25 protein-coding genes are annotated in these 23,928 nt (G+C 43.7%); 20 read left to right on the plus strand and 5 right to left on the minus strand.

The window, feature by feature from the left end; translation table 11 throughout:
• Positions 1-65 precede the first annotated feature (65 nt).
• Positions 66-2,177, minus strand: a complete 2,112-nt coding sequence (gene paaZ, locus D7V32_RS13045; RefSeq protein ID WP_120403283.1) for a phenylacetic acid degradation bifunctional protein PaaZ — start codon at positions 2,175-2,177, stop codon at positions 66-68.
• Between the two features lie 261 nt (positions 2,178-2,438).
• Between paaZ and paaA the strand changes: the two genes are divergently transcribed.
• The 12 genes from paaA to D7V32_RS13105 all read left to right on the plus strand — a co-directional run bounded on the left by paaA (position 2,439) and on the right by D7V32_RS13105 (position 13,764).
• Entirely contained in the window at positions 2,439-3,377 is a 939-nt protein-coding gene (paaA, locus tag D7V32_RS13050) for a 1,2-phenylacetyl-CoA epoxidase subunit PaaA (RefSeq protein ID WP_407641551.1), read from the plus strand.
• A 28-nt stretch (positions 3,378-3,405) separates the two neighbouring features.
• The gene (gene paaB, locus D7V32_RS13055) at positions 3,406-3,696 is read left to right on the plus strand and encodes a 1,2-phenylacetyl-CoA epoxidase subunit PaaB (RefSeq protein WP_120403314.1); all 291 of its coding nucleotides are present in this window, start codon (positions 3,406-3,408) and stop codon (positions 3,694-3,696) included.
• Between the two features lie 18 nt (positions 3,697-3,714).
• Positions 3,715-4,470, plus strand: coding sequence for a 1,2-phenylacetyl-CoA epoxidase subunit PaaC (paaC, locus tag D7V32_RS13060; RefSeq protein WP_120403284.1), 756 nt, complete (start codon positions 3,715-3,717; stop codon positions 4,468-4,470).
• Between the two features lie 28 nt (positions 4,471-4,498).
• Positions 4,499-4,999, plus strand: coding sequence for a 1,2-phenylacetyl-CoA epoxidase subunit PaaD (paaD, locus tag D7V32_RS13065; RefSeq protein WP_120403285.1), 501 nt, complete (start codon positions 4,499-4,501; stop codon positions 4,997-4,999).
• Positions 5,000-5,065: 66 nt separating this feature from the next.
• Positions 5,066-6,124 (plus strand): 1,2-phenylacetyl-CoA epoxidase subunit PaaE, encoded by a 1,059-nt coding sequence (gene paaE, locus D7V32_RS13070; protein ID WP_120403286.1) that lies wholly within the window; start codon positions 5,066-5,068, stop codon positions 6,122-6,124.
• A 61-nt stretch (positions 6,125-6,185) separates the two neighbouring features.
• Positions 6,186-6,956 carry an enoyl-CoA hydratase-related protein gene (locus D7V32_RS13075; RefSeq protein ID WP_120403287.1) on the plus strand — a complete coding sequence of 257 codons (771 nt, stop codon included), beginning with the start codon at positions 6,186-6,188 and terminating at the stop codon, positions 6,954-6,956.
• On the plus strand, positions 6,956-7,747 hold the full coding sequence (gene paaG, locus D7V32_RS13080) for a 2-(1,2-epoxy-1,2-dihydrophenyl)acetyl-CoA isomerase PaaG (RefSeq protein ID WP_120403288.1): 792 nt from the start codon (positions 6,956-6,958) through the stop codon (positions 7,745-7,747). Before D7V32_RS13075 ends, paaG begins: the two co-directional genes overlap by 1 nt.
• Positions 7,748-7,750: 3 nt before the next feature.
• Complete coding sequence (locus D7V32_RS13085) at positions 7,751-9,304, plus strand: 3-hydroxyacyl-CoA dehydrogenase (protein ID WP_120403289.1); 1,554 nt, start codon at positions 7,751-7,753, stop codon at positions 9,302-9,304.
• A 12-nt stretch (positions 9,305-9,316) separates the two neighbouring features.
• Positions 9,317-10,528 carry a 3-oxoadipyl-CoA thiolase gene (gene pcaF / locus D7V32_RS13090; RefSeq protein ID WP_120403290.1) on the plus strand — a complete coding sequence of 404 codons (1,212 nt, stop codon included), beginning with the start codon at positions 9,317-9,319 and terminating at the stop codon, positions 10,526-10,528.
• Between the two features lie 61 nt (positions 10,529-10,589).
• Positions 10,590-11,882, plus strand: a complete 1,293-nt coding sequence (gene paaK, locus D7V32_RS13095; protein ID WP_120403291.1) for a phenylacetate--CoA ligase PaaK — start codon at positions 10,590-10,592, stop codon at positions 11,880-11,882.
• A gap of 65 nt (positions 11,883-11,947) precedes the next feature.
• Positions 11,948-12,886 carry a phenylacetic acid degradation operon negative regulatory protein PaaX gene (paaX, locus tag D7V32_RS13100; protein WP_120403292.1) on the plus strand — a complete coding sequence of 313 codons (939 nt, stop codon included), beginning with the start codon at positions 11,948-11,950 and terminating at the stop codon, positions 12,884-12,886.
• Between the two features lie 275 nt (positions 12,887-13,161).
• Complete coding sequence (locus tag D7V32_RS13105; RefSeq protein WP_120403293.1) at positions 13,162-13,764, plus strand: DapH/DapD/GlmU-related protein; 603 nt, start codon at positions 13,162-13,164, stop codon at positions 13,762-13,764.
• A 19-nt stretch (positions 13,765-13,783) separates the two neighbouring features.
• Here the strand turns inward: D7V32_RS13105 and D7V32_RS13110 are convergent, their stop codons facing one another.
• Both D7V32_RS13110 and D7V32_RS13115 read right to left on the minus strand, forming a co-directional pair.
• Positions 13,784-15,145 (minus strand): ATP-binding protein, encoded by a 1,362-nt coding sequence (locus D7V32_RS13110; RefSeq protein WP_120403294.1) that lies wholly within the window; start codon positions 15,143-15,145, stop codon positions 13,784-13,786.
• A gap of 5 nt (positions 15,146-15,150) precedes the next feature.
• The gene (locus D7V32_RS13115; RefSeq protein ID WP_120403295.1) at positions 15,151-15,813 is read right to left on the minus strand and encodes a response regulator; all 663 of its coding nucleotides are present in this window, start codon (positions 15,811-15,813) and stop codon (positions 15,151-15,153) included.
• A gap of 120 nt (positions 15,814-15,933) precedes the next feature.
• On the opposite strand from D7V32_RS13115, the gene dsbD reads away from it, so the two are divergent.
• The 4 genes from dsbD to D7V32_RS13135 all read left to right on the plus strand — a co-directional run bounded on the left by dsbD (position 15,934) and on the right by D7V32_RS13135 (position 19,944).
• Complete coding sequence (gene dsbD, locus D7V32_RS13120; protein WP_120403296.1) at positions 15,934-17,874, plus strand: protein-disulfide reductase DsbD; 1,941 nt, start codon at positions 15,934-15,936, stop codon at positions 17,872-17,874.
• Positions 17,871-18,713 (plus strand): TlpA disulfide reductase family protein, encoded by an 843-nt coding sequence (locus D7V32_RS13125; RefSeq protein ID WP_120403297.1) that lies wholly within the window; start codon positions 17,871-17,873, stop codon positions 18,711-18,713. The genes dsbD and D7V32_RS13125 overlap by 4 nt, the downstream gene beginning before the upstream one ends.
• A gap of 17 nt (positions 18,714-18,730) precedes the next feature.
• Positions 18,731-19,477, plus strand: coding sequence for a thiol:disulfide interchange protein DsbG (gene dsbG, locus D7V32_RS13130; RefSeq protein WP_120403315.1), 747 nt, complete (start codon positions 18,731-18,733; stop codon positions 19,475-19,477).
• A 104-nt stretch (positions 19,478-19,581) separates the two neighbouring features.
• A complete protein-coding gene (locus D7V32_RS13135; protein ID WP_120403298.1) occupies positions 19,582-19,944 on the plus strand; it encodes a YidH family protein in 363 nt (120 codons plus the stop codon).
• A 27-nt stretch (positions 19,945-19,971) separates the two neighbouring features.
• Here the strand turns inward: D7V32_RS13135 and D7V32_RS13140 are convergent, their stop codons facing one another.
• Positions 19,972-20,283, minus strand: coding sequence for an ArsR/SmtB family transcription factor (locus D7V32_RS13140; RefSeq protein ID WP_120403299.1), 312 nt, complete (start codon positions 20,281-20,283; stop codon positions 19,972-19,974).
• A gap of 124 nt (positions 20,284-20,407) precedes the next feature.
• On the opposite strand from D7V32_RS13140, the gene D7V32_RS13145 reads away from it, so the two are divergent.
• The 4 genes from D7V32_RS13145 to D7V32_RS13160 all read left to right on the plus strand — a co-directional run bounded on the left by D7V32_RS13145 (position 20,408) and on the right by D7V32_RS13160 (position 22,866).
• Positions 20,408-20,824, plus strand: coding sequence for a YeeE/YedE family protein (locus D7V32_RS13145; protein ID WP_120403300.1), 417 nt, complete (start codon positions 20,408-20,410; stop codon positions 20,822-20,824).
• 1 nt (position 20,825) lies between these two features.
• Positions 20,826-21,242, plus strand: coding sequence for a DUF6691 family protein (locus D7V32_RS13150; protein ID WP_120403301.1), 417 nt, complete (start codon positions 20,826-20,828; stop codon positions 21,240-21,242).
• Between the two features lie 2 nt (positions 21,243-21,244).
• Complete coding sequence (locus D7V32_RS13155) at positions 21,245-22,120, plus strand: MBL fold metallo-hydrolase (protein ID WP_120403302.1); 876 nt, start codon at positions 21,245-21,247, stop codon at positions 22,118-22,120.
• A 266-nt stretch (positions 22,121-22,386) separates the two neighbouring features.
• Positions 22,387-22,866 carry a hypothetical protein gene (locus tag D7V32_RS13160; protein WP_120403303.1) on the plus strand — a complete coding sequence of 160 codons (480 nt, stop codon included), beginning with the start codon at positions 22,387-22,389 and terminating at the stop codon, positions 22,864-22,866.
• 77 nt (positions 22,867-22,943) lie between these two features.
• Here D7V32_RS13160 and D7V32_RS13165 read toward each other — a convergent pair whose 3' ends face one another.
• Positions 22,944-23,819, minus strand: a complete 876-nt coding sequence (locus D7V32_RS13165) for an alpha/beta hydrolase family protein (protein ID WP_120403304.1) — start codon at positions 23,817-23,819, stop codon at positions 22,944-22,946.
• Positions 23,820-23,928: the final 109 nt, after the last annotated feature.

Consider the following 23,928-nt stretch of genomic DNA (forward strand, 5'->3'; position numbering starts at 1 on the left):
CAATTAAATTTTAAAAAATAAAAAAAGGAATCATTTGATTCCTTTTTTTATTTCATGCCTTTAAATTATAGTTCGCGTTCAACAAGCGTCAAAATATCGTAAGTTGCAACCAGCTCATTGCGCTGATTTTTCACTTTAATATCCCAGACCACCACACCATGCGGCTTTTGTTCAGGATCACGCTGTAATTTAGGTGTTTTTTGTTTGCAGGTCAGCTCAACTTGAATGGTGTCGCCAATTTTTACAGGCTCAACAAAACGGAGGTTGTCCATGCCATAATTTGCAATGACGGGGCCAGCAGCGGCATCTACGAATAAGCCGGCAGCAGCAGAAACAATGAAATAACCATGCGCAACGCGTTCACCGAATAAAGATTCAGCGGCTGAAATTTTGTCCATATGCGCATAAAAATGGTCACCGCTTAGACAGCCAAAGTTCACAATATCTGCTTCTGTAACAGTGCGTCTTGCGGTCAGCAGGCGTTCACCGATACGAAGTTCATCAAATGATTTTTTGAATGGATGCACACGGTCTTCATATACTTGGGCGCCTGCGGTCCAGCTGTGACTGACTTGAGTCATCACATTGGGTGAGCCTTGAACTGCGGTGCGCTGCATATAATGCTTTACAGCACGTAATCCGCCAAGCTCTTCGCCTCCGCCTGCACGGCCAGGCCCGCCATGTACCAGATAAGGGAGCGGTGAACCGTGACCTGTACTTTCTTTGGCGCTTTCGCTGTCTAAAATATGGACACGGCCATGCCAAGGTGTAATCTTAGTCAGTAAGCCTTCAATGTTTTCATCTAAATTGCGAACAATGGATGCAACCAAGCTGCCTTCGCCGCGGGCCACTAAATCTGCAAGTTCAGCTAAATTTGTATATGGCATTAGAGTCACGACAGGACCAAAGGCTTCTACAGAATGAATATTTGCAGCATTTAAGGGGGTGTTGCAGCGTAAAACTGTTGGCGGATAAAACGCAGATTTTTCTAAATTTAAGGCTTGAATTTCAACATCTTTACGCAGGTGGCTTCCATAAATAATTTCAGCGTCTTGACTTAACAGCTCAACTTTAGCTGCCACATCGCGCTTTTGTTTCACACTTGCCAGAGCGCCCATCGTGACATTGTCTTGTTCGGGTGAGCCAACCGCTACTTTTTGTAATTTAGCGATTAAACGATCTTGTACGCTGTCTAAAAGTGCCGAAGGGACAAAAGCGCGGCGGATTGCTGTACATTTTTGTCCTGCTTTGGTGGTCATTTCACGGAAAATTTCACGAACAAAGAGATCAATGGTTTCATCATTTGCTTGCTCAGTCAAAATTGCGCTGTTGACCGAGTCGGCTTCCATGCTAAAAGGAATAGAGTGTGCATTAAGGTGAGGATGGGCACGAAGCTGCTGGCCTGTTGCTGCTGAGCCTGTAAACGTTACCGTATCTTGAGCATTTAAATGATCAAATAAATCATAAGTTTGGCCGCAGATTAACTGTAATGAGCCTTCAGGCAGAAAGCCGCTTTCATGAATTGCCTTTACAACGGCGTGCGTGAGTTCTGCACCTTCAGTTGCTGGTTTCACAATACATGGCACGCCAGCCAAAAGTGTCGGTGCAATTTTTTCCAGCATGCCCCAAATTGGAAAGTTAAATGCGTTGATATGTACTGCAACACCCGCTTTAGGGGTCAAAATATGCTTTGCGCCAAAGTTGCCTTGTTTAGACAGCGGAATCCATGTGTCTTCAACCCAAGCTATTTCATCACAGAGCTCACGGCGAACTAAACTTGAATAGGCATATAAAGTGCCAATACCGCCTTCAATATCAATCCAAGCATCTTTACGTGTGCATCCTGTTGCTTGCGCCAAGGCATAAAATTCTTCTTTACGCGCCATCAGGTACTGCGCTGCTTGTTTAAGGGCATTGGCGCGCTGGTGGAATGTCCATGCCGCGATCAATGCGCCTTTTTGCTTGGCATATTTAACAACGGCTTGTGTATCAATGCCATAGCTGCCGACTTGATAAATTGCATCGCCTGAGATTGCATGATAGACCGTGCGTAAATGTTGCTGAGCAACAAAGTGCTCACCATATACCAGCGAGCTTAAGGTTTTGAGTGCAGCAGCAGAAGTTGTTGAATCTGCAGCATGTTGTGCAGCTGAGTCGCTATTTTCTAGCTCGAGCATCGTAAAACTCCTTTTATGATACGAATTAAAATGTTTATTTATTTTGATGTTTCATAACTTGTATCTAAAAAAGTAAAAAGTCAATCATAATTAGCTTTAAAAATAATCTTAAGAAAAGTAATAAAAATATAAAATGATAATAAACAATTAGTTGTTCTAATTTGATGTTTTGATTTTAATGATACTTAAAAATAAATATTGATTTTTTATTTGTATCGTTTTAGTTTAAGTGAATCAACACTTGGGATAAGTGAGGGAATCATGGATCAGCAGCAAGTATTTGAACAAAAAATTGAAACGGATATTTCAATCGAGCCGAAGGATTGGATGCCAGACGCTTACCGTAAAACTTTAATTCGTCAGATTGGACAGCATGCGCATTCTGAAGTTGTAGGCATGCTGCCAGAAGGCAATTGGATTACACGTGCGCCATCTTTAAAGCGTAAAGCAGTGCTTTTGGCTAAAGTGCAGGATGAAGCAGGGCATGCGCTGTATTTATATAGTGCCGCAGAAACATTAGGCGCTGACCGCGATGACATGATGGATAAGCTGATTGCAGGGCGCATGAAATATTCATCTATTTTTAATTATCCAACGTTGAGCTGGGCAGATGTCGCTGCTATTGGCTGGCTGGTGGATGGCGCTGCAATTGTCAATCAGGTTGCATTGTGCCGTACATCATATGGTCCATATGCACGCGCTATGGTCCGTATTTGCAAAGAAGAAAGCTTCCATCAGCGTCAAGGTTTTGAAGCCATGATGGCATTGGCGAATGGCACGCCAGAGCAAAAGCAATTAGCGCAGGATGCCGTCAATCGTTTTTGGTGGCCAGCATTGATGATGTTTGGTCCTAGTGATGATCATTCACCAAATAGCGCGCAAAGCATGGCATGGAAAATTAAATTATTCAGTAATGATGCTTTACGTCAAAAATTTGTCGATAACACTGTTGCTCAAGTTCATCAGCTTGGACTGACTGTTCCAGATGAACATTTACAGTTTAATGAAGAAACGGGCCGCTATGATTTTGGTGAAGTGAATTGGGAAGAGTTTTTTGCTGTGATTGCAGGGAAAGGGCCTTGTAATCATGAGCGAATTGAAGCGCGCCGTAAAGCTTGGGAAGGCGGGAAATGGGTGCGTGATTCGGCGGCGGTTTATGCGCAGAAACAATCACAGCAAGCTGCTCAAAAAGTAGCATAAAACATTAGAGCATAAGGGAAATATGGTCATGAATCACAAGAATAACTGGTCATTGTATGAAGTATTTATACGCAGTAAACAAGGTCTAAGCCACCGTCATGTGGGCAGTTTGCGCGCTCCGGATGATGAAATTGCTTTGCAAAATGCACGTGATGTCTATACCCGCCGCAATGAAGGAATCAGTATTTGGGTAGTAAAGTCTGAGTTAATCACCTCTTCTCAGCCTAATGAAAAAACGGAGTTTTTTGATCCGTCTTTAGATAAGGTTTACCGCCATCCGACTTTTTATCATATTCCAAATGGCATTGAGCACATGTAAGGCAAGGAGCGGAATATTATGAGCAATACAGCATTTACACAATTCCTATTACATGTGGCGGATAGCCAGCTGATTTTGTCGCATCGTTTGGCTGAGTGGTGCGGACATGCGCCAGAACTCGAACTGGATATTGCTTTGGCTAATATTGGTTTGGATTTATTGGGACAGGCGCGTACAGCATTAAGTCTTGCTGGTGAAATTGAGGGTTTGGGGCGCAATGAAGATAAATTGGCGTATTTCCGTACAGAGCGTGAATATCGCAATTTATTGCTGTGTGAACAGCCGAATGGTGACTTTGCTCAAACGATCGTGCGTCAGTGGCTGATGGATCATTATCACGCCTTACTTTTTGCAGCGCTCAGTAATAGCAGTTATGCACCATTATCTGCATTTGCAATCAAAAGTTTAAAAGAGGTGAAATACCATTTGCGTTTTTCAACTGCGTGGATGGAGCGTTTAAGTTTAGGAACAGCAGAAGCGCATGCAAAAACTCAAGCAGGATTGAACCAGCTTTGGCGCTTTACTGAAGAACTCTATGTGCTTACTGCAGACGAACAGCTGCTGGTAGAAGCTGGTTTGATTCCGCAGCTCGATATTTTAAAAGCTAAATGGCTGGATACCGTTGAAGCTGAATTAAGCCGAATGCAATTGAACCTGCCTGAAGATGGCGCTTATCGCAGCGGTGCGAAACAAGGACTGCATACCGAACATCTCGGTTTTATTTTGGCTGAGCTGCAATACATGCAGCGCGCTTATCCAAATATGACGTGGTAATTCAGCTGCATCACAGGGAGTGAGTTGTATGAATTTAATTCGGCAAGTAACCGATGAGTGCTGGGACGTTTTAGCGCGGATTTCTGATCCAGAAATTCCTGTTTTGTCTGTACTTGATTTGGGCATGATTCGCGGTGTAGAGCTGAATGCGCAAGACGAAATTGTTGTACGCCTCACACCGACATATAGCGGCTGCCCCGCCACGGATGTATTGACAGCGGAAATTACACAAGCCTTTCAGCATAAAGGTTTAGTGCCTGTCCAAGTCATGGTGGATTTATCTGAAGTATGGACCACGGACTGGATGAGTGAATCTGGAAAACAAAAGCTGCAGCAATATGGCATTGCGCCGCCCAAAGGCGAATCACACAGCTGCGGTACGCATGTCGCTCTGACAGATGGTATTGAATGCCCGCATTGCCGCAGTGCACAGACCAAATTATTAAGCGAATTTAGTTCTACAGCATGTAAAGCCTTATACAAATGCCAAGACTGTTTAGAACCTTTTGACTATTTCAAATGTATTTAATGCCTTAGTCCTTTTGAGTACTAAGGTCAAGCAGACATCGTCAAAAAAAGAAAGAAGGATTTTCAAATGAGCCAATTTGTACCGTTAACAATTAAAACTATTCAGCCTCAAACTGACCAGGCAATCTGTATTTCATTTGATTTGGCGCCAGAACACGTTGATGTTTTTCAGTACCAGCCGGGACAGCATTTGACCATTCGTCATTTGAGTGAGGGTGAAGAGCTGCGCCGCTGCTATTCAATTTGCAGTGATATCCAAGAGGATATGAGTATTGCGATCAAAAAAATTGATCAAGGCCAATTTTCAACATGGGCCAATGATCATTTGAAAGCTGGTGATGTGCTGGATGTGATGCCGCCGCAAGGCATATTTTTTCAAAAAGCGTCCAAATTAGGCGGGAAAAATTATTTAGGTTTTGCTGCAGGCAGCGGCATTACACCAATTTTATCCATTGTTAAGTCAGTGCTGAATCGTCAGCCAGAGTCACGGTTTACGTTGGTCTATGGCAACCGTTCGTGGAAACAAACCATGTTTGCTGAGCAAATTATGGATTTAAAAGACCGTTTTAAAGAGCGTTTACAGCTGATTAATATTTTCTCTCGTGAATTTAATGACAGTGAAATTTTTAATGGCCGTATTGATGCAGAAAAACTGCAGCAGCTTTTTCAAAGCCATTTAATAGATGTTCAGACAGATCATTGTTTTGCCTGCGGCCCAGAAGAAATGATGAATGCTGTAGAGACAGTATTGCCAGCTTTAGGAATTGAGCGGAGCAAAATTCATACAGAGCGCTTTAATACAGGAACAGCGCCTAAAGCGACTGCGCAGCAAATTGAGCGCCGCAGCGAAGAGAAAGTCAGTATTGTTTTAGATGGCCGTGAGCTGATTGTTGAAGTTTCAAAACAAGATGACAGTATTTTAGATGCAGCTTTGCGGGCGGGTGCGGATTTGCCTTATGCATGTAAAGGGGGTGTTTGCGCAACCTGTAAATGCAAGGTGCTCGAAGGGCAGGTTGAAATGGCAATTAACTATAGCCTGGAACCAGAAGAAATTGAAAAAGGCTATGTGTTGAGCTGTCAAGCGCGTCCGACTACTGACAATGTCCGCTTAAGTTTTGATGAGTAATTTTTAAATATAGCGCTGTCCTTTTAAAAACTCAGTCAATGACATAAAGAGGAAGTCAGACATGGAATATATAAAAAGCACCTCTCCAAAAAACGGTGTAGTGCTGATTGAGCTGAATCGACCTGAAAAACGAAATGCTTTAAATAATGCGACTTTGCAAGCTTTAGCAGCATGTCTGCAGCAGCTGGATGCAGACCCTGCAATTAAAGCAGTTGTGATTACGGGTAATGAACAATGTTTTGCAGCTGGTGCGGACTTAAATGAACTGGCGCAGTTAGATGTCATCCGTATTCAGCAAGATCGGCGGCCGCAGTTGTGGAAAAGCATAGATGAATTTTCTAAGCCTTTGATTATGGCTGTAAATGGTTATGCGCTTGGCGCTGGTTTTGAACTTGCCTTGCATGGCGATATTGTCCTTACAGGAGACAATGCGCAGTTTGCTTTACCTGAAATTGGTTTAGGCATGCTGCCGGGGGCAGGAGGAACACAGCGTTTAGCCCGTTTGGCTGGACAGCAGTTAACAATGCGTTGGGCGATGACCGGTGAAATGCTGGATGCGCCGGCAGCTGTTCAATATGGGCTCAGCAGTCAAATCTGTCCTGCCGCTTTAACAGTGCAATATGCAGTTGAGCTGGCTGAAAAAATTTCAAAACAAGCGCCGCTTGCAATTCGTGTGATTAAACAGTCACTGAAATCAATTCATGAAGTGACATTAAGTCAGGGGTTGAAGCTGGAACGTCAGCATTTTGTATGGCTGGCTGCAACTCAAGATCGTCAAGAAGGCATCAATGCCTTTTTAGAAAAAAGAAAACCAGAATTTAGAGGTGTGTAATGGATTACCAAACGGTTATTGTCGAAGAAAAAAATGCAGTGGGTTATTTAACATTTAACCGTCCTAAACAGCTCAACAGTTTTAATGAAGTTATGCACAAAGAAGTGTCCGCTGTACTTAAAGCATGGGCTAAAGACAAAGCCATTCGTGCAGTGGTGATTTCTGCAGAAGGCCGCGGTTTTTGTGCAGGCCAAGATTTAAATGACCGTGTTGTAGACCCCAATGCAGATGCTCCTGATTTAGGTCTATCTATTGAAAAATATTATAACCCGTTAATTAAAGTAATTACGGAAATGCCTAAACCTGTGATTTGCGCAGTCAATGGTGTGGCGGCAGGAGCAGGGGCTAATATTGCTTTGGCATGCGACATTGTGATTGCTGCCCAATCTGCATCATTTATTCAAGCATTTTGCCGTTTGGGTTTGGTGCCAGATTCTGGCGGCACATGGTTTTTACCGCGCTTAGTTGGACGTGCGCAAGCGATGGGGCTGGCAATGCTGGGCGATAAAATTTCTGCAGAACGGGCTGCACAGCTCGGCATGATTTGGCAGGTCGCTGCAGATAATGCACTTAAAATTGAAGCTGAAAAAATGGCCGAGCATTTAGCCAAACAGCCGACCTATGGTTTATCTCTAATTAAAAAAGCAATTCATGCCGCTGCTGGCAATAATCTGGATGATCAATTGATTTTGGAGCGTGATTTACAGCGGCTGGCAGGGCGTTCAAGTGATTATCGTGAAGGTGTGCAGGCCTTTATGCAAAAGCGCACTCCAGAATATAAAGGATGCTAAAACATGCAGCAGATCAATTTGCAGCAAGCAAAAATTGCTGTTATTGGTGCAGGAACCATGGGAATGGGGATTGCTCAATTAGCGGCTATGCATGGACATATAACCTATGTGTTTGATGTCGATGCTTCTAGAACACGTCAGTCATTAACAGCACTTTCGGCTCAACTGACTAAACGGGTTCATGCAGGCAAAATGCCGCAGTCTCTATTTGAGATGATATTGCAAAATTTAATTGTGATTGAAGATATACAGCAATTGTCAGAAGCGGATTTGGTGATTGAAGCGATTGTTGAAAAACAAGACGTCAAGCAGCAGTTATTTCGGCAGCTGGCAGAGATTTGCAGCGCTCAGACGATTTTAGCTTCCAATACCTCTTCAATTTCAATTACTGCTATTGCTTCAGAAGTGCCGCATCCTGAGCGTGTTGTTGGATTGCATTTTTTTAATCCTGCACCAGTGATGAAGCTGGTCGAAATTATCCGAGGACTGAAAACCAGCGCTGCGGTTGCAGATGCGCTTATGGTTCTCATGGCAGGGTGGAAGAAAGTTCCAGTGACTGCAAAATCAACCCCTGGTTTTATTGTGAACCGTGTTGCGCGTCCATACTATGCTGAAGCTTTTCGTGCACTGCAGGAAAATGTCACCACGCCAGAACAGCTTGATTTTATCATGCGCGAATGCGGTGGATTTGCGATGGGACCGTGTGAGTTAACCGATCTGATTGGGCAGGATGTAAACTTTTCAGTGACGCAAAGTGTTTACCGCGCATTTTTTGATGAACCGCGCTATCGTCCGTCATTGATTCAAAAAGAACTGGTGGATGCAGGATGTCTTGGCCGCAAGTCTCTGCAAGGCTTTTATGATTATAGCCAGACAGAGGTGCAGCCTAAATATGAGTTGCCAGTTTGCTACGCTAAATCATTGCATAAATTAAAACTGCTTGTACGCGGTACATGGCTGCATTCTGCCGCGCTGATTGAACAATTAAAACAATCGGGGCAAGTCGAGCTGAGTTTTGAGGGCGGTCATGATGAAATTTTGATAGGAGATGTTTCATTACGCTTAACAGCTGGTCAGTCTGCTGTCATTGAGCATGCTCATGAGAAAGTCGTATTGATGGATTGGCATGCCAATTGGAAGAATGCGAAGGCGGTTGCTATAACGGCTTCACCTGCATGTGCGGAACAAGACTTACGCTGTGTTGAACAGTTTTTTGTTGCTTTAAATATGATACCTATTTGGACAGAAGATCATGCAGGTCTTTATGTTCTTCGAACCATCTCAATGCTGGTCAATGAAGCGTGTGAAGCTGTGCTGCATAATATTACATCTGAACAAGATATTGATTCAGCAATGAAATATGGCGTGAATTATCCGCAGGGTCCATTTGAGTGGGCGGATAAAATTGGATACAGCATAATTCTACAAAATCTTGAAAATATGTATCGTATTTATGGTGAGGAACGCTATAGACCTAGTATATATTTGAAGAAGAAAGCTGCGTTAGGACAGATGCAGAAAAGTCAGCTTATTTCGAATTTATGTGCTGCTGGCTAAAAGGAAAACAACATGGAAACAGTTTATATTTTTGATGCAATCCGTACGCCTATTGGACGATACGCAGGCGGTTTAAGCAGCGTTCGGGCTGATGACTTGGCGGCATTGCCAATTGAATATTTAAAAAACAAGCATCCTGAATTGCCTTGGTCAACTTTAGATGAAGTCATTTTAGGATGCGCCAATCAAGCAGGTGAAGATAACCGCAATGTGGCCCGAATGGCTGCATTGCTGGCGGGATTGCCAGATCGCGTGCCTGCACTCACTGTAAACCGTTTATGTGCATCTGGCTTAGATGCTGTGGGTCTAGCTGCCCGTGCAATTAAATCTGGTGAGGCGCAGTTTATTTTAGCAGGCGGTGTAGAGTCGATGAGCCGCGCACCTTTTGTGCAGTCAAAACCAACAGCTGCATTTAGCCGGGCGCCTGAAATCTTTGATACCACGATAGGCTGGCGTTTTATTAACCCTAAGTTTAAAGCAAATTTTGGGGTCGATAGCATGCCGGAAACTGCTGAAAATGTGGCTGAAAAGTATGGAATCAGCAGAGAAGATCAAGACTTATTTGCTTACCGAAGCCAGCAAAAAACAGCTGAAGCACAGCAAAACGGTATTTTTGCAGAAGAAATACTGCCTATTGTGCTCCAAGACCGTAAAAAAAAGAGCATTACCATTGATTGTGATGAACACCCTCGAGCTGAAACCAGCCTAGAAGCATTATCGTTGTTAAAAGCGCCTTTTCGTAAGGAAGGCGGTTCAGTTACAGCAGGCAATGCATCAGGTGTCAATGATGGCGCTGCCTGTATTTTGATGGGCAATCAGCACTTTGCTGCAGAACACCGTTTAAAGCCTTTAGCTAAAGTGGTCGCAATGGCCAGTTCAGGTGTAGAAGCAAAATATATGGGTATAGGTCCTGTTCCAGCAGTGCAAAAAGTATTGCAGCAAATAGGGCTGAGTTTAGGTCAAATGGATGTGATTGAGCTGAATGAAGCTTTTGCAGCGCAGTCATTGGCTGTGATGCGCGAATTAGGACTGTCCGATGATGATGAGCGTGTCAATCCAAATGGCGGCGCAATTGCTCTGGGACATCCTTTAGGCATGAGCGGAACTCGTCTAGTCATTACGGCAATGAAAGAACTAAAGCGCCGTAAAGGGAAATATGCGCTTTGCACCATGTGTGTTGGTGTAGGGCAAGGTGTGGCATTGATTTTAGAGAATGCAGACTAAGGATTTATTTTAAGCATATAGATAAAAACGCAGTCAGGATGACTGCACATGGAGAAAGAATATGAATAACAATGTAATGGAAAAAATTGAAACAGCATCATTAGATGAACTTCGCAGTGTGCAATTGGAACGCATGAAAAAAACACTGCAGCATGCTTATCAGAACAGTGCTGTGTATAAAAAGAAATTTGATGAAGCAGGTGTGCATCCTGATGATTTTAAATCTTTGGACGACTTAGCAAAGTTTCCCTTCACGACTAAAAAAGATTTGCGTGATAACTATCCTTTTGGAATGTTTGCCGTACCGCAAGAGCAAATTGTACGTGTGCATGCTTCTTCAGGCACGACCGGTCAGCCGACAGTCGTGGGTTATACGCAAAATGACATTAATGTATGGTCAGATGTTGTAGCCCGCTCATTGCGCGCTGCAGGTTTAAGCAATAAAGATACAATTCAGGTTTCTTATGGCTATGGCTTATTTACGGGCGGTTTGGGCGCACATTATGGTGTAGAGCGTTTGGGTGCAACCGTAATTCCAATGTCTGGCGGGCAAACTGAACGTCAAGCTCAGCTGATCCATGATTTTAAACCGACCGCTATTATGGTAACACCTTCATATTGCTTGAACATTATTGAGGCTTTAGAGCAAAAATTTGGTACAGCCAAAAACTGTTCTATTAAAACAGGTGTTTTTGGCGCAGAACCGTGGACCAATGAAATGCGCAAAGAAATTGAGGAGCGCTTAGGCATTGATGCGCTGGATATTTATGGCCTGTCAGAGGTGATGGGGCCAGGTGTCGCGATGGAATGTCTTGAAAGCAAAGATGGCCCAACTATTTGGGAAGATCATTTTTATCCTGAAATTATTCATCCTGAAACAGGTGAAGTGCTGCCGGATGGTGAGTTAGGTGAGTTGGTGTTTACCACAATTACCAAAGAAGGCATGCCGGTTATTCGTTACCGCACCCGTGATTTGACGCGCTTATTGCCAGGAACTGCGCGTCCAATGCGCCGTATGGATAAAATTGTTGGGCGCAGTGATGATATGATGATCATTCGCGGTGTGAATGTGTTTCCATCACAAATTGAAGAGCAAATTTTACATATTCCGCAGCTTGTACCGAATTATCAGATTCAAATATGTAAAGAAGGGCACCTGGATACATTGCATATTCGTGCTGAAATGCGTAAAGATATTAGTCAAACTTTGGTTCATCAGTTGGAAAAGCAGCTGAAAAGTCAGATTAAAACCATGGTCGGTATTTCAGTCTGTGTCGAAATTTTACCTGAGGGCAGCCTGCCCCGCTCAGAAGGTAAAGCGCAGCGAGTATTTGATATTCGTAAATCCGCATAAGCTTAAATGGGGGAATAGGCCGAATGAGTTATTCCCCAAATTAAACAAGGTAATAGTTAAACGAAATGAATCCGAAATTAAAACAAGTAATTGATGATTTTATTCATACGGAAGCACTGAGTGGCACATCATTAATTATGACCGTTTTTGGTGATTGTATTTTTCATCGCGGCGGCATTATCAGTTTGGCCAGCTTGATTCAGCTGATTGATATCTTTGGATTTAATGAGCGTTCAGTCCGTACAGCAGTTTTTCGGCTAGTGCAAAATGGCTGGCTGATTTCAGAAAAAATTGGCAGAACCAGCTACTACCGTGTGACTGAAAGCAGCCGTCAGCGCTTTATTATGGCGGATCAAAAAATTTATAGTTTTAGCCATCGTGAATGGGACCAAAAATGGGATTTGGTTTTACTCAGTTCCGTTGAGCTTGAAAATAAAATGCTGCTGAAAAAAGAACTGGAATGGCTGGGTTTCGCCAATATCGCAACCAATGTCATGGGCTATCCGGGCTGTGATCATCAGAAACTGCAGAATTTGCTTTTAAACTTAAAAATGACAGAACAGGTTGTGGTTTTTAAAGCTGAAGCGCTGCAGCTATGGCAGGAGTCTTATCCGACTGTAAAGCGCATGGTTGAAACCAATTGGCCAATACAGGAGCTGCATCAGCGTTATGAAAAATTCATTAGCGATTTTAGAGAGTTTTTATATTTAGTTGAAAATGAAGATGAATTAGATCCAATACAGGCTTTTCAAATTCGTATTTTACTGATTCATCAATACCGCCGTATTTTGCTTAAAGATCCGAATCTACCCTTTGAGCTGCTGCCGTCGAATTGGCTGTCATTAAATGCACGTAATTTAAGCAGCAATCTTTACCAAAAATTAGTGCATGCAGGCGAAGAGTTCTTTATGGATATTGCCCGCACGTCAGAGGGTTCAATGCCGCCTGCCCATCCGCATTTTTATAAGCGTTTTGGCGGTTTAAAGCAGGAAGAATTAGGTTAATAGATATTTTTTATAATTCAAAAAATGATCATTAATTCGCAGTAGGATTAATACTGAAAGTTCCTTCTCTCTTTGGGAGAAGGCTGGGATGGGGGAAATTTTTCATATAAGTCCTCTCTTTCTTGCACGTAATAACACTCATCCTTGAAAAGGAAAGAGCATATTTTTGTGCATTACATATTGATTAAAATCGGCTTATGAAAAGAAGCTTAATGAATTGGCAACCAAAAAATTGGTTTTAAATTAATCGAAGGACATGTTTTAAGGAAGAAACAATGCCATGTTACGCCATTGATGGGGTTATTCCTGTCGTCAGTCCATTCGCTTATGTACATCCCTCAGCGGTACTAATTGGTGATGTTGTTGTAGAGGCGGGCGCATATATTGGGCCATTTGCGGCTTTAAGAGCGGATTTTGGCGGCATACATGTCCATCAAAATGCCAATGTGCAGGACTCTTGCATTATTCATGGTTTTCCAAATCATGTGACTGTGATAGAGGAATATGGCCATATCGGCCATGGTGCAATTTTACATGGATGCCGTATCCGCAGAAATGCATTAATTGGCATGAATAGCGTCATTTTGGATGAGGCAGATATTGGTGAAAATAGTATGATTGGCGCCAATAGTACGGTGAAGGCTAAGGCGAATATTCCTGCAAATGTACTGGCTTTAGGCAGTCCTGCACGTGTTCTGCGTGAATTGAGTGAAAATGAAAAAGCATGGAAGTCGCTTGGCACACAGCAATATGTAGAATTAACCGCCCGCTGTCTAACTAGCATGACAGAAGTTCAGCCGCTGACAGCAAATACGCCAGAGCGTTTAACGCATCAGCATTTTCAATCTGCTTATGCCGCTAAACCGCAGCATGGATAGCGCTGTTTAGCTGCAAGTTTTATAGATCCGAGAAGGGCGCAATAATGACTTGTAAGCCTGAAGGGGCATTGGCTTTGAAACTTAAAGCACAGCTGTATTTGCTCAGCATGATCTTAACCAAAGACAGTCCTAAACCGTGCCCCTTTTGTTGCGCCGATTTGCGCCAAAAACGCTGTCCCAGAAATTGAATATCTTCCGTGCTTAAGGTCTTGCCGTCATCTGCAATAATCAGCTGATGTCCCTGCATATAGATTTTAATCTGTGCGGCAGGTGCATGCAGCAGTGCATTTTCAAAAATATTTTTTAGCACGGTATACAGCGCAAATTCAGGTAACGGTATTTGTGTCAAACTTTGCTGCTCTATGTGAATACGTTGTTTAGCCTCTGGGTAAATATGTTCTAAATCGGCAACGACTTTGTTGATGACAGGCTCAATGTCGATCTTTGAAGACTGATATTCAAGAGCCTGATCTGTATTGGACAGCATGAGTAATTGTTCTAATAATTCGGCATAGCGGCGAATGCTTTGATTGGCTTGATCAAGGCTGTCTTGCAATCTTGCGCTGCCGTCTTGCTGCGCTATAAGCTGAGCCAGCTGTACGCGGGTTTTTATTGCGGTCAGCGGACTGCGTAATTCATGGGCTGCATAAGCGCTAAAGACTTTTTCATTTTCTAAACTTTGATGGAGCTTATGCACCAGAAGCTTTGAGTTTTGGGCAAAAGGCTGTACTTCAGAGGGCAGGTTTTCAGCATTTAAAGTGTCTAAATATTGGCTTGCATGTGTTAAAGATAAATTTGGCTGACTTAAAAAAATAGCAAGATCATCTAAGGTTTTAAATTCACGGCGAATAATTAAAATAATTAAAGCGATACACAGCAGCAGCGACAGAATTAAGGGAATCAGAACCGATTGTAAAAGTTGCTTGAGCAATGATTCCCGCAAGAACATGCGTTCCGCAGCGACCACTTGAATGTCCCCGCGGCGAAGTACATAGCTGCGCCATTCGGTTTCTCCTTGCTGCCATGTGCTAAAACCTGCAGTTTGCTGGCTTAAATCGGCCGGCGCACCGCGTGTTTTTGCGATAATTTGATGCCCAACACGGATATCTGAGCTGAATAATGACACCTCACAGGCAATTAGCTGCTCTTGATCGGCTGAATGCTGCTTTTCTAAAACTTGATCATCCAAGTTTTGTATGGGCAGCTGCTGAATCAGCCGGGCAACCATTTGTGCAGATGCCTGAAGGCGCTGATCTAAAGTGTCTTGTAAACGTTTTTGCAGATCAATGTAGAGCCAAGCAAAGACCATGCTCCACAGACAAATCATGAGGGCTAGAAGACTGCTGACCAAACGCCATTTCAGGCTATTGCGTTTTTGCATAGGGCCTACTCAGTGACTTTAAACATATATCCCACACCGCGAATGGTCTGGATATAGTCGGCGTGTAATTTCTGTCTTAAATGGTAAATATGCACATTGAGCGCATTGCTTTCAATACTGTCCTGAAAGCCATACAGTTTATCGAGCAGAACTTCATTTTTAAGCACTTGATTTGGGTGGCTCATGAGCGTTTCAAGCAGGCTGTATTCACGGCGAGACAGCTGAATAGGCTGATGCTGATAACTGACTTCCTGAGTATCTTTATTCAGAATCAGCTGATCAAATTGTATAAGATTAGAGGAAAAACCGCGGTGACGGCGGCTTAAGGCATGAATTCGGGCAATTAATTCATCCAGCTCAAAAGGTTTGGTCAGGTAATCATCGGCCCCCAAATTCAAGGCTTCAACGCACTGCTGTGTTTGCAGGCGAGCAGTTAAAACCAAAACAGGGGTGTGAATTTGGTCTTGACGCCATTGTCTGAGCAAAAACAGCCCATCTTGATCAGGCAGGCCCAAATCCAGCAGGCAAAGATCGGCTGCGCTATTGCGCATGAAATAGTCTGCATGACGGGCAGTGCTGACATGTTCCACTGAAATATTTAAATAGTCCAAGGCGGCGCAAATGCTTTCAGCAATATAGGGATCATCTTCGACCAAAATGACAAACATAAGGTGTTCCTAGCATCATCGCTGTATTTTATAAATGATTTACCTTGTTAATGCTGCCTTAATTTTCGATTTCTCATAATAGCGCTATATTCATTTTTTAAAATTAATCCTAGGCCAAATATGCGTGTATGGTTATCTGGGCTGTGCGGGCTGGTGACAGCACTGGCGGTGCAAACAGCATCTGCCGATTTTCTGCATCCTGACCAAGCTTTTCAGCTGCAGGCTGTATCAATCTCGAACGGTCAGGCTAAGCTGACATGGAAAATAGCAGATGGCTATTATCTGTATCATGATCAGTTTAAAGTGATGCAGGGCAGTCAAGCGCTTGCGCTCAAATTGCCTGCGGCAGAAGACAAAGATGATCCAAACTTTGGCATGACGCAAGTGCATTATGGGCAAGTCAGTACAGTCATTTCCACTGCAGCGCAGCAAAATTATAAGGTGGAGTGGCAAGGCTGTGCCGACAGCGGTTTATGTTATCCCGTTCAGCGTACTGTCCTTCAAACTGATGCCGATGGATTATTGCCTGCAGCCGAAGGCAATGCTCAGACCAGATTATTAAATTCGATTGCTGCTTCATCGAACCCGAATAGGCTGGCATTGGCAGAAAAGCCTTCTGTCCAAGCAGAAAAAAAACAGCCTGAAGAATCTAATATACAAGCAGAGCCTGTGCAGCAAACAGCAGAAAGCAGCATCGCTTCAGAGCCGCTTGAAGCAGCAGCAGATGTGCAAAGTCCATCTTCTGCTGCAGTCAGCTCTGAGTCGAAAAGTACAATTCCTGCTGAAGCAATTCAAACTGAGCCCAAATGGAACAATGATCAGTTTTTCTTTAATCTGCTGTCTGCACAAAATATTGCGCTGAATTTGCTGATCTTTTTGGGCCTAGGCGTACTGCTGGCTTTTTTACCTTGCTCATTGCCGCTGATTCCAATTTTATCGAGCATTTTGGTGCAGCGTCATCGCGGTTATCGAGCTGGCATCATTGCAGGCGTGTTTGTTTTGGGCATGGCATTGGTTTATGCCTTGATGGGATTGGCTGTGGCAGGGCTGGGTTATAACTTTCAGCGCTGGTTTCAAAACCCAGTTTTTATTGGGATTTTTGCGCTGCTCTTTGTCGCGTTTGCTTTAAATTTATTTGGCGTATTTCAACTTTCTTTACCGCAAGGCTTGCTGCAGCGTCTGGACCAATGGCAGCAGCGTCAAAACGGCGGCACCTTTATTGGCACCTTTATTATGGGCATGATTGCTGCGCTGATTGTCGGTCCATGTATGAGTGCGCCTTTGGCGGGAGCATTGCTGTTTGTGTCGCAATTGTCTGATCCATGGATGGGAGCCAGCTATTTATTTGTCCTTGGTTTGGGTGTTGGGCTGCCGTTATTTATTGCTTGTGTTTTTGGCGCTCAATATTTACCCAAACCGGGGCTATGGATGGACCGCCTGAAGTTCAGTTTCGGTTTTGTCATGCTGCTGCTGGCAGTCTATTTCTTGCGTCCATTATTGCCAAGTGTGCTGTTTTTATTATTAATGGCTGCGCTATTTCTGCTGCTCAGTTTATATATTTTACTGAAGATGCGCCCGCATGCAGCCAAACGGATGGTGCAGCTGTTTCTGGTTGTGCTCAGTTTAGGAGCGGCATTTTTTGCAGGCAATTATATGCTGCAGGCATGGACACAGCTGAGCACAGCACAAGCTGCTGAACGTTTATCTTGGCAGAAAGTTACCACGGCAGATGAGTTTAAGCAGGCTCTCGCACAAGTCAAAGGCCAGCGGGCGGTGATCGATGTGTATGCTGACTGGTGTGTTGCTTGTCAGCCAATTGAAAAAGAAGTCATTCCCCGTGCAGATGTACAAGCCGCGCTTGCTGATGTTGCACGGATTAAGCTTGATTTGACAGCGTATCATGCAAGTCAGGATATTTTGCTCAAAGAGTGGCAGGTGCTTGGCCCGCCGACGATGATTTTCTTGGATGCAGCGCATCAGGAGCAGCGTGACTTACGTTTGACAGGCACATTCAGCGCGTCCCAGCTGCTCAGCCGTTTGGGCCATGGAGCGCAGCCATGATTTCAAGCGAAGCCTTGTATTTAGGGCCATTGATGCTGCCATGGACACTGATCATTTTAATTATCGCCTTAACGGTGATGGCGCTTTTGGGCAAATATGCCGGTCAGCGTTTGAATTGGTCAGACAATATTAAAAGTGAATTGCAAGATTCTATCTGGACCAGTGTCTGGGTGGGCTTAATCAGTGCAAGGCTGGTTTTTATTTTGCTGAATATTGAAGCTTATGCGGCATCGCCCATCGATATGATAAAAATTCAAGATAAAGGCTTTCATCTGATGGGCGGTGTGGTGGCAGGCGGCGCATGGTTTTATTGGAAAAACCGCAATCTGATGATGAAGGCTAAAGTTGCGCTCATGCTGAGTTTTACTGCTGCGGCAGGAGCAGGGTTATTATTGCAAACTGTTTTACAGCAGGAGACGCATTATCCAGATTTGCATTTTAGCGTCTTGCAGAAAAATGGTGCTGTGTCTGCAAAACAGGCGGCGCTCAGCAGTTTTGAAGGTAAACCAACTGTAGTGAACTTATGGGCGAGCTGGTGTCCGCCATGCCATCGTGAAATGCCTGTACTTGCCCGCGCACAGAGCCAGCATCCCAACGTGCAATTCGTCATGCTGAACCAAGGCGAAGATAGCGCTGCTGTCAGTGCTTACCTAAAGCGGCATCAATTTGATTTTCAGCATGTCTTGCTGGATACGCATGGTGAAGTGCCCGCAGCAATGAACATGTTTGGTTTGCCGAGCACCTTATTTTTTGATGCACAAGGCCGGCTGCTTGAACGGCATATGGGCGAGCTGACGCCTGCGATGCTGCAGCAATATTTGAATAAACACTATCCGTAATGAAGAAGGAAATTTTGATGAATCATATGTTGAAGCCTTTATTTTTAGGCGTTTTAATCAGCAGCTGCGCTGGCAGTATCAGCGCCAATGAAATTCAGAAAAAACTGGAAAAAGAAGGGTTTGAATTTGTCAAACAAGTTCCTGCACCTGAGGGGCTCATTGGCTGGGTCGGGCATGAAGACCAATATTCAAATACGGTTTTTATCTCTAAAGACCAAAAATATTATATCAAGGGCGAATTGTACAATGCGCAAGGAGAGAGCCTGTCGAATCAGTATATTGAAACCCATATGAAAAAAGCGATTTTAGATGATGTTTGGAAAACGCTTGAAAATTCGACTTGGATTCAGGACGGCAAAAAAGATGCTCCACGCATTGTTTATGTATTTTCAGATCCTAACTGTCCGTATTGTCATAAATTTTGGCAAAGTGCGCGCCCTTGGGTAGAGTCAGGCAAGGTTCAGCTTCGCCATATTCAAGTTGGCATTATTCGTGAAGAAAGCCGCGCTCAAGTTGCCAGTTTATTGCTGTCGAAAGACCCAGAAGCAATGTTTTATGACATTAATTTAAATAAAGCTAAAAAATCTTTAAAGCCGGCAGCAGGCATTCCTGCTGCTATTGCTGAAAAAATAGATTTAAACCAAAGCTTAATGGAAAAATATGGCTTTTTCTCTACCCCGTCTATGGCATGGCGTGACAGCACAGGAACTTTTCAGTCTGCACAAGGCATGCCGAGTGATTTAAAGGCTGTCTTTGAAAAATAAGCGATGCAGTTTGGTGACAGACTGACTGTATTAGCCCGATTGAATGAATGCTAATGTGTTGATTGCAGTTCAAAATTCGGCCAATACAAACAGGAGCGTGAGTGATGTCAAATTTGGAAGATCCGCGGGTATTATTTGCACTGGAACGCACAGCATTGGCATGGAACCGCAGCGGCCTAGCGCTAATAGCCTTTGGTTTTGTGATTGAAAAATCTAATTTATTGGCGCAGTTGGCCGATCCTGAAAAGTATCATACCCAAATTGTTTTTGGATATTGGCTCGGTATTGCGGTGATTGTATTTGGCATGCTGGTCAATACAGGTTCAATCCTGCAGTATCGGCGCGGATTACGCTCTTTGACACCGAATGAGTTTATTGATGGTTATCAAACCCAGCATCCGGTGCTGTTAAATTTATTTACCATCCTGACAGGCTTTCTGCTGATGACCTCGTTTTGGATTTATTAAGCAGATGCATGCATATTAAGTGAGGCCTTAGCCCTGACAATACAGCTGATACAAAGTTTGCATAATGGCCAGCACTTTTTCATCTGCCAGCTGATAAAAAATTTGTTTGCCTTCACGGCGTGTGACCACAATTTTATGATTGCGCAGCACGGTCAGCTGCTGTGACAGAGAGGGCTGGTGGATATCGGTGCAGTCTTCAATTTGCTGTACATTCAGCTCTGTATTGACCAAGACGCATAAGATTTTTAAACGGTCAGGATTAGACAAAACTTTTAAGCAATTTGAAACCTGATCGACTTGAGAGAACTCAATTTTTAAGTTGCTGATTGCATTGTTCATGACGAGGTCCTTAACTCCTTAAGGGCAAGAGATCGGGAATTTCAGGCATCATAACACAATACTGCTTGAATAATATTTAAATTTATATAATATGAATTTAAATATTATTCTGCGGTGTTTTCCTATGCATGATTTTTTGAGTGCGTTTATCGGCGGTGCGCTATTGGGTATCGCTGCAGTGGGCTACCTGTATGTTCATGGCCGTATTGCAGGCATCAGCGGTATGATTGGTCAGGTGTTAAATCCTAAAACCATTTTCAAAACACCTGCACTATGGTTCTTAGCTGGACTGGTCATCACGCCGTTTATTTATGGCTTATTTGTACAGCCTGAGGTTGTGCTGAATGCCAGTCCGCTGATGATGATTATTGCAGGTCTGCTGGTCGGTTTCGGGACACGTTTAGGTTCGGGCTGTACCAGCGGGCATGGAATTTGCGGGATTAGCCGTTTATCAAAACGCTCTATGATTGCGACAATAAGCTTTATGTTTGCTGGCTTTGTGACTGTATATGCAGTGCGTCATGTGATGGGAGTGATCTAAGATGAAGAACTTTTTAGCTTTTGCCTTTGGTTCGCTCTTTTCAGTCGGCTTAATGATTTCAGGCATGTCGAATCCGCAAAAAATTATCGGCTTTTTAGATTTGTTCGGTAATTGGGATGCAAGTTTGGCTTTTGTGATGATGGGTGCTATTGCAGTCGCATTTATTCCATTTCAAAAAGCGGTACGCAGCAGTGCGCCAAAAACGGTTTATGGCGAATCCATTGATTTGCCAAGCGGCAATAAAATTGACCCGAAACTCATCACAGGCGCATTGATGTTCGGTGTAGGCTGGGGGCTTGCAGGCATTTGCCCTGGGCCAAGTTTTACTTTAATCGGCCTAGGTTATTATCAAGGGCTGTATTTTATCTTGGCGATGATTGCGGGTGCATTTATTCATCGTAAATGGTCAGGAGTTTAAGCATGATGCAGCGTGCGGCAGTTAAAGATTTTTTTGATGAAGCAAGCAATACTTTCAGTTATGTGGTGAGTGACCCCGTTACGGGGCATTGCGCCATTATTGACAGTGTTTTAGATTATGATGCCGCATCTGCGGTGACTTCAACTGCGCACGCTGACCAAATGATTGCCTATATAAAACTGCATCATCTCAGCGTAGAGTGGATTTTAGAAACCCACGTGCATGCTGATCATTTGACTGCTGCGCAATATTTAAAAGCAGAGCTGGGCGGAAAAATAGCTATGAGTCATAACATTGCATTGGTGCAAGAAACCTTCAGTGCAATTTATAATTTGGATATCAAACAATTTAATGCCCAGCAGCCCTTTGATTATTTATTTGATGACCATGAATTTTTTCAAATTGGCCAATTAAAGGCGTATAACATTCCAACCCCTGGGCATACCCCAGCTTGCCTAAGCTATGTCATTGGTGATGCTGTCTTTGTCGGGGATACTCTATTTATGCCTGATTATGGCACAGCCCGCTGTGATTTTCCCCGCGGCAGCGCCGAGATGCTATTTGATTCAGTGCAAGCTTTGTATCAGCTGCCAGAGCAAACACGGGTATTTTTATGCCATGACTATTTGCCGGCAGCGCGTGAAGAATATGTCTGTCAAACAGATATTCAGACCCAAAAAACGCAAAATATTCATATTCATGAAGGGACGCAAAAAGCTGATTTTGTACAGATGCGTAATCAGCGGGATGCAGGTTTGAGTATGCCCAAACTGATTTTGCCCGCAATTCAGATCAATATGAAAGCAGGTCAATTTCCAGAGCCTGAAGCCAATGGCGTGACTTATTTAAAATTGCCTATGAATTATTTTAAGGCATAAATCGGCTGTATTCAGTTCTGTTGACAATTGCTGAACTGATTATGCGCATTGCTTTTTGCTTGGGGGGATTGTTCCTGCAGGCACAGTAAATCTGGCCTGAATGATAAAAATACGTAATGCGTCAGCAGTTTTACCTGTCTGTGATTGTTACGGCATGCACCATGTTCTCTGAAATAAATACAGCTGCAGCCCAAATTTAGTTTTTGATGAAAAAATAAGCTATATTGGTAGAGTTGCACTTTTATGACGTGGTCAGGAAGGAAAGCATGCTGAAATTTTTATTGCTGCTGTGTTTTGCCATAGTGATATTGGCCCTGTGGATGACTGTCAGAAAAATAGTCATTACGCAGCGGTATGCGGCCAAATTTCATCAGGCTAAAGCGCCGCTGAAAAAGCCGAGTGTCAGTGAGCAGCAGCCAGAACGTGAAATTGAGCTGGAAAGCTGTATCGTAGATGAATATGAGCAGCAGCTGTTCGATGATATTGCCGCGCTGTTTTTTCAGCAGGATCATATTGTCAAAAGTGCAGAAGCTGCCGTTGAACTGCAGGAAAAGATACTGCAGAAGATGCCTGTTACATCAAAAACTCAAATCCGTCATTTGGATTTAGATGAGCATTCTATTTACTGGAGCTTTTACGATCAGTCCTTAGAGTATTACATGGGGAAATATGGCATGTTTTATACCCATGTAGACCGCTTCGGGGCTGAACATAAAAAAGAAATCTGTTATTCACAAGCCTCTTAAATATGTATTCAAACGCCGCGGAGGAACCGCAGCGCTTGCTTATATGCTTTATATGGCTATTTTACGGAAGAATGAGCTTAGGCGGCCAAATCCTGCTCAAAGCTTTGCAGCATCTGGTGCCAAATCTGCTCTGCGCCTTTACGGAAATATCCCATATGGCCAATGGCTTTGAGTCCTAAATCACGCGGCTTCAAGTCTATAAATTGCATTGGCGCATGGGTGTAATGCTGCATAAATGCCTGTCTTGAGCGGGGCAGCGCCCAGTCATCATCCAAAGCAGCCACAGCATGGATTGGGGTTTTAACTTGCGCGTATAACTCAATCAGGTGCTGCTGTTCTGGGTCAGCAAAGAAATAAGCTGGATTTTTACACCATCTGCGCCATTGACGGTATACATCTACAGGCAGGTCCGCGCCCATATTGAGTTTGCTCCAAGGCAAATAGCCGCTGACCGCAGCCATAGGCGGAAAAACAATATTCCAAATGACCTGTACTTTGATTTTTTCTTTGAAAGGCATATAGCCATGCCAGCCTGCGCCAGTGCCAAAGCAATACATCATGCGTACAGCATGGTGGTTGCGGGTCAAGCCCAAAGTCTGACCGCCATAAGAGTGGCCAGTCATATAAATTGGCAGAGTAAAACCAGTCAAATAATCAATGGCTGCGCTTAAATCATAGTGTCCCCAGTCCAGATATGACATACGGAAACCTTTGAGTTTTTTAGGCGCAGAAGCGCTGATGCCTCGATAGTCAAAAGTCAGAACTTGGAAGCCCCGAACTGCAGCATATTCGGCAAAGCGGCGGTAAAAACCTTGCGGTACGCCTGTTGCGCTGGACATGATAATACTGGCTTTCGGATTTTCAGGCCGATAAAGCGTGCCTGATAAGCTATAGCCGTCTTCGGCAGTAAAATGGACGATGTCTGTTTTGAATCCTTGAGCTGCTTGCTGCATGGCATTTCCAATTCTTTGATTTGCTTTGAAGTATTATTGAGTTCTATTTTGGAATGCGGCTAAATTGTTGTCAAATATGGCTTATATACTGCTGCGTTCAGCAGCTTCG

The organism is Acinetobacter tianfuensis, from assembly GCF_003611465.1.
Taxonomy (GTDB): domain Bacteria; phylum Pseudomonadota; class Gammaproteobacteria; order Pseudomonadales; family Moraxellaceae; genus Acinetobacter; species Acinetobacter tianfuensis.